Origin of the sequence: Jatrophihabitans lederbergiae (assembly GCF_031845305.1) — a bacterium.
Taxonomy (GTDB): domain Bacteria; phylum Actinomycetota; class Actinomycetes; order Mycobacteriales; family Jatrophihabitantaceae; genus Jatrophihabitans_A; species Jatrophihabitans_A lederbergiae.
The window spans coordinates 12334-29882 of record NZ_JAVREH010000011.1; the positions used below are offsets into that span (position 1 = coordinate 12334).

General features: G+C 66.9%; 13 protein-coding genes. 6 read left to right on the forward strand and 7 right to left on the reverse strand.

Features of this window, described 5'->3' with window-relative positions; genetic code table 11:
• The first annotated feature begins 82 nt into the window (after window positions 1-82).
• The 5 genes from RM423_RS10630 (at window position 83) to RM423_RS10650 (ending at window position 9091) form a co-directional block, all read left to right on the forward strand.
• On the forward strand, window positions 83-3709 hold the full coding sequence (locus RM423_RS10630; protein ID WP_311423005.1) for a fibrinogen-like YCDxxxxGGGW domain-containing protein: 3627 nt from the start codon (window positions 83-85) through the stop codon (window positions 3707-3709).
• Between the two features lie 554 nt (window positions 3710-4263).
• The gene (locus tag RM423_RS10635; RefSeq protein ID WP_311423006.1) at window positions 4264-5676 is read left to right on the forward strand and encodes a glycoside hydrolase family 16 protein; all 1413 of its coding nucleotides are present in this window, start codon (window positions 4264-4266) and stop codon (window positions 5674-5676) included.
• 175 nt (window positions 5677-5851) lie between these two features.
• Entirely contained in the window at window positions 5852-6733 is an 882-nt protein-coding gene (locus tag RM423_RS10640; protein WP_311423007.1) for a glycoside hydrolase family 16 protein, read from the forward strand.
• A gap of 100 nt (window positions 6734-6833) precedes the next feature.
• Window positions 6834-7790, forward strand: coding sequence for a glycosyltransferase family 2 protein (locus RM423_RS10645; RefSeq protein ID WP_311423008.1), 957 nt, complete (start codon window positions 6834-6836; stop codon window positions 7788-7790).
• A gap of 2 nt (window positions 7791-7792) precedes the next feature.
• On the forward strand, window positions 7793-9091 hold the full coding sequence (locus tag RM423_RS10650) for an O-antigen ligase family protein (protein ID WP_311423009.1): 1299 nt from the start codon (window positions 7793-7795) through the stop codon (window positions 9089-9091).
• A gap of 51 nt (window positions 9092-9142) precedes the next feature.
• Here the strand turns inward: RM423_RS10650 and RM423_RS10655 are convergent, their stop codons facing one another.
• The 6 genes from RM423_RS10655 to galE form a co-directional block, all read right to left on the reverse strand.
• Window positions 9143-9748 carry a glycosyltransferase gene (locus RM423_RS10655; protein ID WP_396327676.1) on the reverse strand — a complete coding sequence of 202 codons (606 nt, stop codon included), beginning with the start codon at window positions 9746-9748 and terminating at the stop codon, window positions 9143-9145.
• Window positions 9691-10149, reverse strand: coding sequence for a PssD/Cps14F family polysaccharide biosynthesis glycosyltransferase (gene pssD, locus RM423_RS10660; RefSeq protein ID WP_396327677.1), 459 nt, complete (start codon window positions 10147-10149; stop codon window positions 9691-9693). Before pssD ends, RM423_RS10655 begins: the two co-directional genes overlap by 58 nt.
• A complete protein-coding gene (locus RM423_RS10665) occupies window positions 10146-11831 on the reverse strand; it encodes a Wzz/FepE/Etk N-terminal domain-containing protein (RefSeq protein WP_311423011.1) in 1686 nt (561 codons plus the stop codon). The genes pssD and RM423_RS10665 overlap by 4 nt, the downstream gene beginning before the upstream one ends.
• Before the next feature lie 164 nt (window positions 11832-11995).
• Window positions 11996-13549, reverse strand: coding sequence for an oligosaccharide flippase family protein (locus RM423_RS10670; protein WP_311423012.1), 1554 nt, complete (start codon window positions 13547-13549; stop codon window positions 11996-11998).
• Entirely contained in the window at window positions 13546-14331 is a 786-nt protein-coding gene (locus RM423_RS10675; protein ID WP_311423013.1) for a CDP-alcohol phosphatidyltransferase family protein, read from the reverse strand. The genes RM423_RS10670 and RM423_RS10675 overlap by 4 nt, the downstream gene beginning before the upstream one ends.
• The gene (gene galE, locus RM423_RS10680; protein ID WP_311423014.1) at window positions 14328-15344 is read right to left on the reverse strand and encodes a UDP-glucose 4-epimerase GalE; all 1017 of its coding nucleotides are present in this window, start codon (window positions 15342-15344) and stop codon (window positions 14328-14330) included. Before galE ends, RM423_RS10675 begins: the two co-directional genes overlap by 4 nt.
• Window positions 15345-15480: 136 nt before the next feature.
• Between galE and RM423_RS10685 the strand changes: the two genes are divergently transcribed.
• Window positions 15481-15933, forward strand: coding sequence for an adenylyltransferase/cytidyltransferase family protein (locus RM423_RS10685; RefSeq protein ID WP_311423015.1), 453 nt, complete (start codon window positions 15481-15483; stop codon window positions 15931-15933).
• Window positions 15934-15972: 39 nt separating this feature from the next.
• Here RM423_RS10685 and RM423_RS10690 read toward each other — a convergent pair whose 3' ends face one another.
• Entirely contained in the window at window positions 15973-17493 is a 1521-nt protein-coding gene (locus RM423_RS10690; RefSeq protein WP_311423016.1) for a glycerophosphodiester phosphodiesterase, read from the reverse strand.
• Window positions 17494-17549 lie beyond the last annotated feature (56 nt).

The window sequence follows — 17549 nt, forward strand, 5'->3', positions numbered from 1 at the left end:
GGCGCACCCAGCGCCCGCCCTGCTCATACCTGGCAAGTCCGCACCCGGGGGGCGCGGCCTTTCTTCACGAGGGAATTCGGATATGAGCAGTCGCAACATGCAGGGCCCGGCCGCCGGACGCAACCACGCCGGACTGGCCGCGCTGATCCGGCGCAGCCGCACCCTGGCGACCACCGTGGCGGTCACTGCCGGCGTGCTCGCCGGCGGTCTGGTCGGCGTCGGCACCGCGGCGCCGGCCACCGCCGGCACCCCGGTGGTGCTCGACGGCTCGCAATCCTCGCTCGCGGCCCCCTCCTGCTGGGCGATCAAGCAGCAGAAGCCGACGAGCACCGACGGCGTCTACTGGCTGCAGACTGCGCAGCTGATCGCGCCGGAGCAGTTCTACTGCGACATGACGACCGACGGCGGCGGCTGGGTGCTGGCCGGCCGCGGGCGGGAAAACTGGACCTGGGCCTACGGCGGCCAGGGCAGCACGGCAGCGCTGCGCAACACGCCCACCGGCACCGGCGTGTTCGCCCCGGCGACGCTGTCGGCCGCGACCGTCGAGGGACTGCTCGGCGGTGGCCGGGTCGATGCCCTGACCGACGGCATCCGGGTTCGCCGGGCGACGAATGTCGCGGGCACCGCCTACCAGGAGCTGCGCCTCAAGCCCGCCAACCGTGCCAACTGGACGTGGGCGATCGGTGGCGGCGTGCTGACCTCCGCCGTCTCAGTCGACGGGCTCAACTACTCCGGCGGCAACACCCAGTCCTGGGCCACCGCCAGCACCGAAAAAGGGCTGTTCCGGCTCTACACCACTGAGTCGAAGATGCACAACTACAAGATGGGCTTCGGCTACGGCGACGGCGCCAACAACGGCGGCACCCCGCCGATCAACAACAGCACCGTCGTCGGGCAGAACAACGCCACCAGCTACCTCTGGCAGTACGGCGTCGAGAACGGCGCGCTCCCCTTCAGCCAGGTCTGGTTGCGACCCAAGCTGACCACCTCCAGCTACCAGCCGATTCCGGCGGCAGGCCTGCCTGCCTCCACGGTCCGGCCGCTGGCCTCGTCCACGACCTCACCCAATACTCCGTGGGGGGTGACCGGCATCGTCGGCACGCCCAGCGAGCTCAACATGGAGGTCGAGACCTTCGCCCAGATCGGCAACGTGATGTACGTCGGCGGCGGCTTTCAGTACGTGCAGAAGGGCGCCAACCCAGCCGCGGCGGACAAGATCGCCCAGCCGTGGCTGGCCGCCTTCGACGTCAACACGGGTGCCTGGATCTCGAGCTTCCGGCCCGCCCTGAACAACCGGGTCTGGGACCTGCAGGCGACCCCGGACGGCAAGCTCGTGGTCGGCGGTGAGTTCACCACCGTCAACGGTGCGACCGGCTCGACCGGGATCACCGAGCTGGACCCGATCACCGGAGCCAAGGTGTCGACCTGGAACGCCTCTGTCGAGTACATCAACACCGAGGTCGGCAATCCCGGGCCGCAGGTCAAGGCGATCGACTACCAGGACGGCTGGCTCTACATCGGCGGCCGGTTCAACCGGGTCACCGGCGGCACCCCCGTCAGGGGGCCGGTCACGGTGGGCCGGGCGGCCCGGCTGCGGGTCTCCGACGGCCAGCCCGACGGCACCTGGAAGCCGAACTTCGACGGCTCGGTGATCGAGCTGGACGCCAGCGCCAAGGGCGACCGGGTCTATTTCTCCGGCTACTTCAACAATGTCAACGGCGTCGCCTCGAAGAACATCGGCGTGATCAGCACCGCCGCGGGCGCGGCCTCCGTTCCCGGCCTCGCGGCCTGGCAGCCCAGCATCGGCTCGGGCGTCAAGACGTACCAGCAGGCGATCAAGGAAGACGGCAACTACGTCTGGCAGGGCGGCTCGGAGCACGTCCTGGGCCAGTACGACCGCAGCAGCTACGCACTGAAGAGCTCGGACATCACCAAGGCCGGTGGCGACATCCAGACGATTGCGATTTACAACGGAGTCGTCTACGCCAGCTGCCACTGCGGCAACTACGCCTACTCCAACGACCTGCACTACGACAACCCGATCCCGTACGCCTCGGACGTCAACAACATCAAGTACATCGGTGCCTGGGACGAGGTGACCGGGCAGTACCTGCCCGACTTCTACCCGGGCGCGCTGGACACCCGCTCGGGCATCGGCGGCTGGGAACTCACGCCTGACTCCAACGGCTGCCTGTGGTTCGGTGGCGACTTCAAGCAGGGCTCCTACCAGAGCACCGGCTACCAGTGGCTCGGCGGCTTCGGCAAGTTCTGCCCCCGGGACTCCGTCGCGCCGACGACGCCGGCCAACCTGACAGTGGCGACCGCGAGCACCGGCGGCACCAGGCTCAGTTGGAACGCCGCCACCGACAATTCTGGAGCGGTGCACTACGAGGTGCTGCGCGGTGACCGGGTGATCGGTGCCACCACGGGCCTGTCCTACATCGACACCACCGGCTCGCTGCCCGCCAACTACTGGGTTCGCGCGGTGGACAACGGCGGTAACCGGTCGGCCACCACCGCGATGGTGACCATGCAGGCGCCGGACACCACGGCGCCGACGGCCTCGATCACCAGCCCGGCGAGCGGTGCCTCGGTCTACGGGCCGGTCACGGTGACCGCCACGGCTGCCGACGACCGCGCCGTCTCGTCCGTGGACCTGCTGGTCGACGGCGCGGTGCTGGCCACCTCCACCACCGCTCCGTACAGCTTCAACTGGTCGGCGACCGCGGTCGGCAGCCACACCTTGCAGGTGGTGGCGCATGACGCCGCGGGCAACACCGGTGCGTCGACTTCGGTCACTGTGACGGTGCCGCCGGACACCACGGCGCCGAGCGCTCCCGGCGCGCTGAGCTCCACCGGGGTGACCACCACAGCCGCGACCCTGTCCTGGTCGGCGGCGACCGATGACCGTGCGGTGGCCGGCTACCAGGTGCTGCGCAACGCCACGGTGGTCGGGCAGACCACCGCGCTCAGCTACACCGACACCGGCCTGACAGCGGGGACCACGTACACCTACACGGTGCGGGCGGTGGACGCGGCCGGCAACGTCGGCCCGGACAGCAATGCGGTTGCGGTGACCACCAGTTCGCAGGTCGCCCCGCTGTTCGCCGAGTCGTGGCCCGGTACCGACGGCGCGGCCTGGTCGCCGGCCTGGACGTCGAGCGCGGCGAGCGGCACGGTCGACACCCGGTCCGGTGCGGGTCGCATCGCGGTCGACGACGTCTCGGGGGCTTATGCCAGGACGCAGCTCACCGGCCTGGCCGTCCGCTCGGACAGCGAGCTGCTGACCTCGTTCAGCTGGTCGTCCAACACCGCGCTGAGTTACCTGACCATCTACCTGCGGGGATCGGGTGGCTGGCAGAACGCCTACCGGCCGAAGAACGGCTACGGCTTGCAGCTGCAGTCCAACTCGGGCACCGTCGTCGTGCAGAAGAATGTCAACAGTGTCACCAGCACGGTGCAGTCGGTGACCGGTGGCCAGGCGCTGACGACGGCCAAGCAGTGGCTGCGGTTGCGGGTCAGTGGTTCGACGGTCCAGTTCAAGATCTGGACCGATGGCAGCACCGAGCCGACCACCTGGAAGTCCACCAACACCGACACCAGCGTGGCCACCGCCGGGCAGCTGTTCCTCTCCGTGGTCCGCGGTGGGACCAACGTAGGTGCCAAGTCTGTGGCCTTCGACGATCTGTCCATCGGCAACGCTGAGTAACGGTTGCCGCTCTGCGGGCACGAATCAGGGGACGGGCGCTGGGCGCCCGTCCCCTAATTCGTTGTGATGTCGACAATCCGTCGGGTTTGTCATTTGTGTGATCGGCCACGTCGACACTTGAAACGTCTCCGTATCAATCGCAGCTGACCGCCGACGGTGCAAGCTGGCCGAATGTCGCGAATCAGCTCTTCCGAGTTCCGCTTGGAGGATTTGAGATGGTCGTCAGGTGCTTCCGGCTCGTCAGCTAACGGCCCCTCCAGACAGGCCCTGTCACAGTCCGTAGCAAGTTTCCCTGGTCCATTGACGTAAAGGACTTTGCTAATTGATCTTGCTAGATCTTTGCACGCGCTGCGTGGTGTGGGCCTAGGTATCGGCCGCACCGAGGCCGCAACTACCTCAACGCTCCAATCTGGACCTGACGAAGACTTAACACCCGCGCGAGCGAGAGCTCAGATCAGTATTCGGTTGGACGATGTAAGGGGTAACGACTACTAGGAGTGATCAAAGTGTCCCGTGTTCGAGTTGAGCGATTAGGTAAGAACAAGAAGCTATTGGTGAGCACAGCGGTCGTCGGTGCCACCTGCCTGGCGCTGATGACGGCAACCGACTCGTCGCCGGCCGCCGCATCGACCTCGTCACCGAATATGGTGAAAGACCCGGGCCTGGCAACCGGTACCTCAGCGTGGACAGTCACCGGCGGCGGTGCGCTTTCCGTGGTCACCGGCCACGATGGTGGCCGGGCGGTCCGGGTGCTGAACACCACGGCCAGGACGCTGACCATCGCGCTCAACGACAAGGTCAACACGGTTGCATCGACCAAGGCAGGCGCTGTCTACCGGGCCAGCGCATGGCTGCAGACCGACAGCCCAGGCGTGTCGTCCGCCGTCCGCCTGATGGAGTACGCCGGTTCGACCAACCGAGGATCCGCGTTGGCGAGTAAGTGGATGCGGAGCACCGCGTGGGCTCAGGTGACGGTGAATTACACCGCGAAGAGTTCGGGAGCGTCGCTGGATCTGAACATGCTCACCTGGACGCTTCCGCCTCACAAGAGTTTCGTCATGAGCGACCCGAGTCTGGTGGTTCTGACGGTTCCCGCGCCGCCGACTTCGACGAAGCCTGCTCCGGCTCCGACTGCTCCGGCTCCGACTGCACCGGCTCCGACCACACCGGCTCCGACCACACCCGCTCCGACTGCACCGGCTCCGACTGCACCGGCTCCGATTACACCGGCTCCGGTGCCACCGATCTCTGCGCCCGTACCCACCGGCTACCAGCTCGTCTGGTCCGATGACTTCGACTCGATAGACAGGTCGAAGTGGAACGTGCGCAACAACTCCTGGGCGCACAACGAGGAGTCGATCGACACCTCCCGTCCGGAGAACGTCTTCGTCGCCAACGGCGCGCTCACGCTGCGGGCCATCAAGGAGAACTACAGCGCCTACGGCACCACCCGGCAGTACACCTCGGGCTACCTCGACACCATCGGCCGCGCATCATGGCAGTACGGCCGCATCGAGATGCGCGCCAAGCTGCCGGCGGCGCAGGGCATGTGGCCGGCCTTCTGGCTGCGCGACAACAGCGGCCTCGGGGAGCTCGACATCATGGAGGCCGTCGGCGGCATGGTGAACCACACGGTGCAGACGATCCACCAGTCCACCAATGGCGACATGGCCAGGTCCGGGCACGAGGACGTCCTGCCCAGCGACACCTTCAGCGACTGGCACACCTACGCGGTGGACCGTGAGCCGGGCTCGGTGAAGTGGTACGTCGATGACCGGCTGGTGTTCTCCAAGACCGTGTCGACCCTCAGCTGGCTGGAAGATGCCTTCAGCGAACCGATGAACATCCGGCTCAACCTGCAGGTCGGTGGCAGCATGCCCGCCTACTACCAGAAGCCGGTCAACGGAGCTCCGCTCGGCGCCAGTGACTACGTCATCGACTACGTACGGGTGTACCAGCAGCGCTAGCCGGTGAGCGTCGCGGCCGAGAGAGTGATCTTGGATGTGACATATGCTTCTCCTGATCCCGACCCGCGGATCCAGGAGTCGGGCCCACGGGGGCAGAGAGACGATGGATGACACGACGGCGGCGCGGTCCGACGGCACGCACGACGCAGTGGCGGCTCAGCCCAGGACGGTACCGGTGACAGCGCAGCCGACCGGACCGGGGATGGGTCGCCGTCGCTGGTTGGTAGCCGCGGTGGTCGTACTGCTCATGGTGGCCGGTGCGGGCGCTCTGATCAGCCAGCGGCACCGCTCCGGCTGGCAGCTCAGCTGGTCAGACGACTTCAACGGCTCGAGCCTGGACCGGTCCAAGTGGAGCGCCGAGAACGAATCCACGTTCGGCAACGGCAACCTGGAGCTGGCATGCCTGATGGACCGTCCGCAGAACATCGTCGTGGCCGGCGGCCAGCTCAGCCTGCGTGCCGTCCGGGAGCCCGCGCCGGTGAAATGCGGCGCGGACGACACCCGCTTTCCGCAGGGCCGTTCCTACACCTCGGCGATGATCAGCACCCGCGGCAAGGCGTCCTGGCATCAGGGTCGCTTCGAGATCCGGGCGAAGCTGCCGCTGGCCGCCGGCTCGTCGAAGGGCCTGTGGCCGGCCTTCTGGATGCGTCCGGTCAGCGGTCCCGCCGATGGCGAGTTGGACGTGATGGAGGCCATCGGCAGTGCCGATCCCCAGGATCCGGAAGCCGGTTCGGTGCACCAGACACTGTGGTATGACGAGAAGAAGACCTATCCCAAGCAGTCCCACGTCGCTCCGGTAGCCGGTGGACCCGCGAGTGGCTTTCACACCTATGCCGTCGAGTGGCGCGCCGGCCAGCTGCGCTGGTTCGTCGACAACCAGCTGACTTTCCACCGGGATCGGTCGACCGCGCCGTGGATCGACAAGGCCTTCGCCGGCGACTTCTTCATCCGGCTGAACCTGGCGGTCGGTGGCACCTTTCCCGGCGAGCCCGGCCCGGCCACGCGCTTTCCGGCCGACATGGCCATCGACTGGGTGAAGGTCTACCAGTGGCGGTGACCGCACGGGTGCCTGCCGCCCGGGCTATATTTGCCGACAGCAGCTGGGTGTTCGCCACCACGGGCGCCGCCGGCAACGTGGAAGGCGTGGTGTTGCCGTCGTGAGTCAGTCCCCGGGTGCCTCTCACTGGCGATCCGACGAGCAGGCCTGGCCGCTGGTCACCGCGGTCGTTCCCACCAAGGACCGGCCGCAGCTGCTCGCGCGCGCCGTCCAGTCGGTGATCGATCAGGACTACCCCGGCGACATCGAATGCCTGGTGGTCTTCGACGGCACCGAGCCGATCGCCCCGCAGGTTCGCACTCGTGCCGGGCGGACGGTGCAGGTGCTCGTCAACAACCGGACGCCAGGTCTGGCCGGCAACCGCAACACCGGATATCTCGCCGGGACCGGCGAGCTGGTGGGCTCCTGCGACGACGACGACGAGTGGCTGCCCGGCAAGTTGCGCGCCCAGGTGGCGCTGCTGCGCGAGCACCCCGAGGCCAGCGCGGCCGCCTCCGGCTTCGTCTACTCCTACCGCGGCAAGGAGATCGCGCGGCAGGCGGACAAGCCCGCGCTGACCTTCGCGGACCTGCTCAACGACCGGCATCTGGAGGCCAATGCCTCGACCTACCTGATCCCGCGCTCGGCACTGGTCGACAAGATCGGGCTGGTGGACGAGAAACTGCCCGGCGGCTACGCCGAGGACTACGAGCTGCTGCTGCGGGCGGCCAGGTTCGGGCCGATCGTCTGCGTGCCCGAGCCGCAGTCGCGGGTGTACCTGCATGACTCGTCGTTCTTCGCCAGCCGATGGCAGACCATCAACGATGCCCTGGTGTACCTGCTGGAACGGGTTCCCGAGTTCCGGCAGGACCCGGCCGGGCTGGCCCGCATCGAAGGCCAGCTGGCGTTCTCCCAGGCGGCGCTGGGCAACCGGCGTCAGGCGGCGACGTACGCGCTGCGGTCACTGCGCAAGTCCCGTCGCGCACGGCAGAGTTATGCCGCGCTGCTGGTGGCCGGCCGGCTGGTCAGTGCCGACCGGGTGCTGGCGGGCGCCCGCCGGTTCGGTCGCGGGATCTGAGGATGAGCCGGCCACTGGCAGTGCCGCCAGCGCCGCGGCAGCTGCCGTCCTGGCCGCTGTACGTGCTGTTCGCCGGGTTTCCGCTCTGGTGGGTGCTCGGTCTCGGCGCGTTCGCGGTGGTCTTCACCGCCGTTCCGATGCTGATCCTGCTGGTGCAGCGCCGGGTGGTCGAGGTGCCGCCGGCCTTCTGGCTCTGGATCGGTTTCGTCGTCTGGGCCTGCGCCGCGGCGTTGGAGCTGTCCTCGCAGTCGCGGCTGATCGGATTCAGCGTCCGGATGAGCAACTACGTGGGCTCGGGCATCGTCTTTCTCTACGTCTACAACGCCCGCGAGCGGCTGAGCGACCGCAAGGTCCGGCAGGCACTGGTGCTGTTCTTCGCATTCGTGGTCTTCGGCGGCTACCTCGGCGTGCTGTTTCCGCACGGCAATCTCAGCACGCCGGCCCAGTCGCTGCTGCCGGCCAGCATCGCCAACAACGAGTACGTCGGGGCGCTCGTGCACCCGCACTTCGCCGAGGTGCAGCACCCCTACGGTTCGCCGCGAGTGTTCTACCGCCCCAGCGCACCGTTTCCCTACACCAACAGCTGGGGTTGCAACGTCGCGTTGCTGGTGCCGCTGGTGATCTCGGCGATCGTGGCGGCTCGCAGGCGGCGTAGCCGGCTGGTCATGGCGGTGCTGCTGGCGGCAGCCTGCGTCCCTGCCTTCGCGACCCTGAACCGGGGGATGTTCCTCGCCCTGGGGTTTTTGCTTGCCTACGTCGCCATCCGGCTTGCGCTCCGCGGCCAGCTGGCACCGCTGGTGGCAGTGATCGGCGCGACAGTGATCGGCCTGGCGGTCGCCGTCTCGCTCGGCGTATGGGCCCTCATCCAGGAGCGACTGCATTACAGCCAGACGAACGTGGGGCGTCAGGCGATCTATCGCGAGGCGTTCGATGGCGCTATGCAGTCGCCGCTCTTCGGGCACGGCGCTCCGCAGCCGTCGCAGACGGTCAGCGTGTCTATCGGCACCCAGGGCCAGGTCTGGAACCTGATGTTCAGCTATGGCTTCATCGCGCTCGCATTTTTCTTGGCATGGTTCGCATGGGCGGCGATCAAGAGCATCCAGGCTCGGGGTGAGGGCTTCCTGTGGGTGCACGCCACCCTGGTGGTGAGCCTGCTCACCTTCCTCTATTACGGCTACGACGGCATCCAGTTGACCGTGGTGATGGTGGCTGCCGGACTGGCGGTACGTGGGGCTCCTGAGCGCCCGGCGGCTGACGGTGCTGTCGGTGCGGAGAGCGGATTGGCGACACTACCCAGCTGATCCGGCATGGACAACGGCTGACCCGGAGCTCCGCCTGGTAGCCGGACTCGCTCAGCGGCGGCGGAGGCGCCACCGGCAAGCTGGTGTGCTGCTCACCAGCGCGTCTACCACTGCCCCGAACGTCGACACAGTCTGGGCTACGTCGCTGGACCCGGCTGTCAGCGCGAACTGATCGGGCGCGCGGACGGCTCGGTCGAGTACGGCGTGCAGCTCGGATTCGGACTGCGCGAGCTCGATGAGCCCCTTGCCTGCGAGCTGGCGGGCGAACGCCACCTGATGGTCGTCGACAACCTCGTTCAGGCGGGCCAGGCGCGGGACGACGATGGGCAGCACACCACACGCGCGGCTGTCCATGATGCCGCCCGGTCCTCCCTGAGTCACCACCAGATCGGCCTGCCGGAGATCCTCGAGAAGCTCTGTATGCGGCTTGAGGCTGTAACCGTCGATGCCGGTAAGCGGCCGCGACGAGCCATGTTGGACGGTCCATTCCACGGCGGCCGGGTTGGCGCGATTCCACTGATCGAGCCAGTCCATCAGGCGATTGAACTGGTGGTGGTCGGTCCCTACTGTCACCACGCCTCGAGCCGGACGAGTGCCGGTCACATCAGTTGCCCGATAACGGTGGCCTTCGGATACATCTTCAGCTGCTCTTCCCATTGCACGAGGAACAGATCGGACACCGGGTGGCACAACCGGCCGGTCAGCGTGGCAGTGTCGATGCGGTCATACACCTCGATATACACCGTTCGAATATTCAGCAACCTGGCCAGGTAGAAGACCGGCACCGCGACGGCCGCTCCCGTCGACACGACCACGTCAGGACGGAAGCGGCGCAGTGCCTTGGCGGCCACGCCGAAATTACGGAGAAGATTCGGGATGTTGCGAGTGGTCGGATGAAAGGCCCAGGTGATCGATTCGCCGGCGAGCAGCGAACGGGCATCCGGCTTGTCGAAGGTGATCCAGTGTCGATCGTGCTCGGACCACCAGGGCCTCAGCGCGTAAAGCTGACTCAGGTGACCTCCGGTCGAGCCGGCGAGCAGGACGCGTACCACCCTCAAGACCTTCTGGTGGTTGCCGACGCGGTGCTGAATGAATCGGTATCACCGTCGCCACGGTCCTCAGGTGCTGAACCGCCGGTGGGAACGACGTCGTTTGCTGCCCCGGCGCGGCTGACGACGCCGGCTTGATCGACGAGAGGACGGGACGACTGCATCGGCGTGGCGGAGCGGGCGCGGCGTCGCAGACCGGACGGGTAGTTCAGCAGGATGCTGCCGAGCACGGTGGTCCGCGCCTGGGCCAGCTGCTGAGCCACTCGCTCGACCTCGGCGGAGGTCGTCTGGTTCTTGTGCACGACGACCACGGCCTCGTTGGCGAGGTGCCCCAGGCGCAGCAACGTGCTGGGGAAGTCGATGTTCACACCGTCCAGCACGACCATGTCGGCCGTGCTGAGCACATCGGCGAGGTTGTCCCCGTTGGCTCGCAGGGTAGCGCCCAGGGATACCTCATCGCCCAACGACAGCACGGAAAGGCCGGGCACGTTCGCCGACGCGGCCAGCTGATGGGAGAGGAGCGACCGGCCGCTCTGCGGTACGGGGTTGACTGCCAGCAGGTGGGTGGCGGGCTCGACCGCGGCGCGAGGCCCGGCAAGGACCGTTCGCAACCCCTGGTCGGCGAAGGTGATGGCGAGGTTCATCGCGGCGAGGTTGCTCGCCACGGCACCGGCACCGCAGAGCAGGACCACCTGGTGACTTGTCGTTTCGGACGCCACGGTCGTCGCCACGGTTCGGTACGCGTCAGCCTCGGCGCTGCGGGGTGCCGCCAAGGCCGCCAGCGTGCTCGAGTCACCCGACGTCACCGTTTCGGCAAGCACCGGCGCGCCCAGGCTCCGCTCCACCACTGCCGAGTCGTGGACGGTGTTGTCCCGCCCGTCGCGGACGACGGCCACGAAAATGCCGAGCAGGAGCCCGAGCAGGAAGCCACCGGCGAGGTAGAGAGACGGCTTCGGTGAACTGGCTGCCGACGGGACGGAGGCGGCGCCGGCGACCTGACCCGGCTTGACCACCGAGGTCTGGTACGTGTTGATCTGACCCTGCAGTTGTTGGATCTGGCTCTGGATGGAGTTGCGTTGCGAGGTGTACTGAGAGGTGTCCGTCCCGGCGGGCGGCGGCTTGAGCGCTCGGATTCCCCTCTCCAAGTCGGCGACCTGCGAGCCGATCAGCGCAACGCGGGACTTCAGCGCCGCTTGCACTGTGGTGGTCCGGTACTCGAGGTAAGCGTCGGCGAAGGCATTCGCTCCGTCCGCGGCTCCCGTCGGCGTGTTGGAAGTGAAGGTCACGTTCAGCACGCGGCTGTCGAGCGGTGAGGTGACGGCGACGTGCTCGCTCAGCTGGCTGGCGGTGCCCTGGAAACCGAGCGTGCGCCGGGCAATCAGGGCTACCGAGGTGGATGTCGCGATCCGCGTCTCGGTGATGGTGCTTACCGCCGTCGCGTTGGAGGTACTGGTGGTGCTACTGCTGGTGCCGAAGATCGGCGAGACGTCGACCACTGCGGTGGCCTGGTATTTGTTCGGCGTGTGCACCAGCAGGGCGCCGGCGAGGACCAGACCGAGGAACACGCACGCCAGCACGGCGGTGAGCCGACGCCTCAGCAGGCTGAGAAATTGCCCGATCGTTGCCACCGGTTGCGTCGGCTGGGAGCTGACACCCACTGGACGCACGCCCACGGGGCTCTGGCCGGTCACCGAAGGTCCAGATTCGACAGCGCAATCACGAAATCTCCCAAGAACGTCCCTCAGAGCGAGAGGTGTGTGTCAAGTTTACGTTATTTTCACGCCACAGCTTCATGAAACCTGCATGGTCTCTCGACCCTGTGCGTTACCTCGACCGAGCTGCCTGTGCGTTGCCATCAACTGACCTGGGCGCCTCGCGACGTGAAGCCCTGGATCAGAGCACGAACACCGAGCATATCCCGGCCCATCCAGGCCAACGGCAGGTAACTGACGAGTCCCAGTGCGATACCCGCGAGCATGGTCGGCAGCGAGCTGCCGAAGGCCGCGCGGACCGCCAGCGGCAGCACACCGAAACAACCGAGTGCGAGCAGGCCCGCGATCGTGATGCCGCGTAGCCGGCCGCCGATCCCCATACCCCAGCGAACCTGGGCGAATGCCAGTCCGCTGTCGAGCACGATCGTCACAGCCCAGGCCACCGCGGCGCCAGTGATGCCGAAGTGGGGAACCAGGATGAGGTTCGCGGCGACGTTGATCGCGAGACTCGCGCCCTTGTCGCCCAGTACCCAGCTGCTCTTGCCGCCCATGAGCAGCACCGTCCCGACGTTTCCGGCAGCGAGATTGAGCAACATGGCAAGGCAGAGCACTGTGAGCGCGCTGGCGCCGGCAGAGTACGAAGCGCCGAAGATTCTGAGCACCGTGGGGGCGAATATCGCCATCACCAGGTACAGCGGCCAGGAGCTCAGGACCACCCACTGTGAGGCGGCGTGATAGATCTGGCTGACCCGCTCGGTGTCCCGCCGTGCCAGCGCAGCGCTCACGTCACCGGCGATGGCCAGCCGCAGCGCCTGCAACACGAGCGTTCCGGACGTGATGAACCGGCTGGCAGCGGCGTAGATAGCGGCCTGGGTGGCTGACACCATCGTCGCGACGAGCAGGATATCGAGCCAGTTCAGTAGAATCTCCATGACGCTGGAAAGGCCACGCGCGGCGGTGAAGCGCCAGTACTCCAGGCCGATCTCACGCACTGACGTCGAGCGCTCGGGCCACGCGAGGCGGCGGCCATAGGACTTCTTCAGGCTTTGTCCCACCATGGCGGCGGCTACGACCAGCGCCAATACCAGCGGGACCATCCATGCGAGCACGAGCACCCACAGCGGGGCCCCGAAGGCGACCCCCAGACCGACCAACAGCGGCCGCAGGGCTGGGACACCGAGTTGCTGGACCAGAACGTACTTCCGGATACTGCCGAATGCCCGGGTGCACTCGACCGCGGCGACCTCCAGCATTCCAGGCAGGAACAGCAGTGCGAGCACTCGAAAGCTGCCCAGCGCCGCTGCCGAGTCGTCGTGCCCCACGTGCTGCGCCAGGACGGGCGAGGCGAACCACATGCCGACGGTGCCGAGCACGCCCAGCGCGGCGACCGGCACGAAGGCGACGGCAAGTAGCGCCGGGACGTCAGCATGCCGCCCCAGGGCACGAAACCGCGGGACGAAGCGCACGAGCCCGGCGCCCACACCGAAGGAGAGGAAGGTCTGCAGAACGATGAAAACGGCGGTAGCGCTGAAGAACTGCCCCGCCGAGGTCGTCGACAGGCCGCGGGTCACCACCAGCGTCAGAACGAAGCCCAGGATGGAGCCGGCGCCGGTGCCCAGCGCTGCGAAGGACCCACCCCGGGCTACCGCGCCGAGTGGGTTGCCCGGCGGTCGGGCCGCGGCGGCGGTGACGCTCATCCGGGCTGGGTGCCGGGATCGAGTGCGAGCAGTTGCCGGTAGGCCCGGCTGAGGGAACGCGCCGCGAAGGCCGCGGTGCAGAGTCCGAGGAACCCGTAGCACCAGAGGAAGAGTGTATGTGCGCCCAGTACGAGCAGGGCGAGGCACAGGGTTCCGTGATCGAGCGGCAGCAGTACCCATGCCACCAGCGCCGAGGAGGATTGCTTTCCGACGCCTGCCGGTTGCCGCCTCGTGCCGCCCGCGATCAGCTTGTCACGCAGCATCATGCCGAAGAACTGAGTGACGTTCGCAATGAGGAAGACCACCGGAATGGCCACCGGCCACAAGGAGTCGAAGTCGAAATAGCGCAGCAGTGAAATTGCCACCGCGCTGTGCAACGACGTGATCTTGGCGATGTCCACCACATGGTCGAGCCACTCGCCCGCCTTGGTGCCACCGCCCCGGACCCTGGCGAGCTGACCATCGGCTGAGTCGAGCGCGTAGCCGAGCAGCAAAAACAGCGAGATCGCGATTCCAGCGGCGATGGAGGGGTGGATCAGGATCAGAAGCGCAATGCCCAAGAAGGAACATGCGGAACTCAGCAGGGTCACCGCGGTGGGGGTGAGCCCCACCGCGTACCCGAGGGCGGCGAGAAGGCCGCCGGCCTTGCGGTTCACGAAGCGCAGGTACGCGGGCACGGAGGCATTGGACTTCTGCGCGCCGGCCAGGCGTGAGCGAGCGGCGTAGAATCGAGCGCCGGCGGAGCCCAGCTGCATGGCGCTTGTCGGTGGGGTGCCACTCATCGCTTGCCTTCGCTCGTGGAACCGGACGCGTCCGGAGACGGCGCGGGGGAGGGTAACGAAGCGGTCCGGAGCTCGGCTTCCCACGCGCTGCGAACCATGTCGCGAAGATCATGGCGCGCACGCCAGCCCAGCGTTGCCGAGATCAGGTCCGTGTTTGCCACGACGCTCGCGGGATCACCGGGCCGCCGGTCGCCCACGATCGGATCGAGGGGGTGCCCCGAGACCTGGGCGACCATGTCGATGACCTCTCGCACGGAGTAGCCGCGCCCGCATCCGACGTTGAGCACGTGCGAAGCGCCCGGTTGCGCCAGTGCGCCGATCGCGGCCACATGGGCATCCGCCAGATCGGAGACGTGGATGTAGTCGCGGACGCAGGTTCCGTCCGGTGTGGGATGGTCGTCGCCGAAGATCACCGGCCGTGCTTTCCGGCGCATGGCGTCGAGCACCATGGGAACCAGGTTCGTCCTGCCGTGGTCGGCCAATTCGGACGATCCGGCGCCCACGACGTTGAAGTAACGAAGGGCGGCATAGCGCAGGCCTGCGGCGCGGGCCTGGTCCTGTATCAGCCACTCGCCGATCAGCTTGGTTTCGCCGTAGGGATTGATGGGCGCAGTCTCGTCGCTCTCACGCACGTCGTCGCCCTCGATCATGCCGTAGACCGCCGCGCTGGAGGAGAAGACGAGTTTGGCGACTCCCACCTCTTGCATCGCGGTGAGCAGTTGCAGCAGGTTGACCACATTGCGCCGGTAATAGGTGAGCGGCTGCCGCATCGACTGCTCGACCTGCTTGTCGGCCGCGAGCTGAATCACACCGGCGACCTGGTAGCGACGCAGGGTGTCAACGACCAGCTCGGTGTCGGCGATGTCACCTTTGATCAGGGGAACGCCGACTCGCAGCGGATCCCCGGTGCTGAGATCGTCGAGTACCACCGGCTGCGCACCGGCTGCTTGCAAGCTGCGTACCACGTGGGCTCCGATGTAGCCTGCGCCACCGGCCACCAACCAGGTTGTCACACGGTCGACCTTTCCACTTCGGTCCGTACACGGCCTGCGCGGTGATCTCGCGGCATGACACCGTCGCTTGAATCAGCTAATCTTAACAGCGCCTGCACGCGTTGCGGATACGTGCCGCAGGCTTACGGGGGGAATAATGAACGCGGTTCGATCCGGTCGGGTGGGTTACGCACCAGGCGTATACGACATGTTCCACATCGGCCACCTGAACATCCTGCGCAATTCACGGTTGTCCTGCGACTACCTGATCGCCGGCGTCGTCTCGGACGAGATGAGCCTGCGCGCGAAGGGCAAAGCCCCCGTGGTGCCACTTGCCGAGCGCCTCGAGATCGTGAGCAGCATCCGGTTCGTCGACGAAGCGGTTGAAGAGGACGTTCGCAGCAAGCTCGAGATGTGGCAGCGGCTGCGCTTCGACGTCATCATCAAGGGTGACGACTGGCGGGGCACCGAGAAGGGCGACCGACTCGAGCGGGACTTTGCGCCGCTGGGTGTCGAGGTGTGCTATCTGCCGTACACGGTGCACACGTCCAGCACTCTGCTGCGCCAGGCGTTGAACCTCCAGATCGCAGCCCGGGACGCGGCGATCTAGAGGTCAGGCGGGACTTCGAGCTACAGGCGGGACTTCGAGCTACTCGATCCGGAGGCGGCGCAGGCTGAGGCTGCCGTCGCTCGCGCTTCGGCCGATGTGCAGGTAGCCGCCGCGGAAGCTCGGATCCGTCGCGACAACGCTCGAGGTGCCGTCTGTGCCGAGCCGGGACCACACCAGCGTCGAGGGACTGACCTCCAGCCGCATCGACATCCATTCACCGGTCTTGATCGCCGTCTTGGTGATTCCACTCAGCTGGAGCCCTTCCTTGACCCCTGCTGTGTGCGAGAAGATCGTGAGGGCCCCGTTGGCCCGGTAGATTGCGTGATAGCCGTTGCTCACCCCCAACCGGTGCTCGTAGTAGGCGTCGTCGACATGGCCCACGGCGAGCGTGAAGGTCTGCGTCACGTCGGTCGGCAGCTCGTTCCACCGCAGGTCGAAAGACAACCGGTAGCGCCCCTGCGGGTCCGCAAGCGGAGCCAGCTGGCCAAGGGTGATGAACTGCTGGGCGCCGTTTCGGTCCAGCGTCAGCTCGTCCTGACCCGTCCAGGAGGGGCCGTTCTCGGACCGGTCGGGGTGCCGCGTCAGCTCGCCGGGGGCGATCGCCTTCGAGGACCAGCTGTCCGCGGTCGCCGGGGCTGAGCGCCCACTGACGTACTGCAGGCTCGATGTGACGATGCCTTCCACGCCCAGCTGGTGGTAGCGCTCGGCTTCACTGCGCCGGTGCACGGGATAGACCCAGGTCGCAATGCCCGTTTCCACCGCCGTCCTGATGGTGGCGTCCGGAATCTCGGCACCGTGTTGAGCGACGGACGTGGTGGGCAGCACGAGGTAGTCGGTCGCCTTGTCGAGATTGCGTGCGGCGGAGCGGATGGTGGCGGCGCTGGTGTCCTCGCCTCCCAGGTAGACGAATACCGGGTACCCGGCTGCCTTCGCTTCGGCTATTCGAGAGCTGCGGTGGAACAACTTGACGATCACGTTGTGCTGCAGCCCGTACTTCTCTATCAAGCTGATCATCAGCGGATAGTCGGTGTCGGCCTTCGCCTCCACGCACAGCACGGTCTTGTCTCCGAATGCCTTCAGCACCTGTTCGAACGAAGGAATCGTCGGCAGCGGAGGGGCCGTCCACTTCGGGCCGAGCTGCGGCTGCACAACTCCGATGTTCTGCAACTCCCCCCACGTGCGGGCCTTGATCGGTCCGGTTGCGTCGGTGGTGCGGTCCAATGTCAGGTCGTGCATACAGACCAGCACGTTGTCCGCACTGGAGCTGGTACTGACCTCTATGGCCGGTGCCCCCCACCCGACAGCTGCCTGGTACGAGGGCATCGTATGTTCGGGGTAGACGTCACCGGCGCCACGATGCGCGATGTAGTACGGGCTGTGTCGCGTGTGTACCCACGCTTCGACAACGCCTTGCGCAGCAGTCGTGGCGTTCATCGACGAACCGGCCTGGGACGGTGCGGCAACGCCAGAGCGGCAGGCAGCGGCCGCCGCGACGACCCCCGCCCCCACCGTGGCGAGAAAGGTCCGGCGGCTCCAGGCGGAGTGCCTCGGCAGATTCATAAGCTCACTCCGTACAGATCGGCGCCGTGGCAGCCGACCTGAGCGGCTGTGTCAGC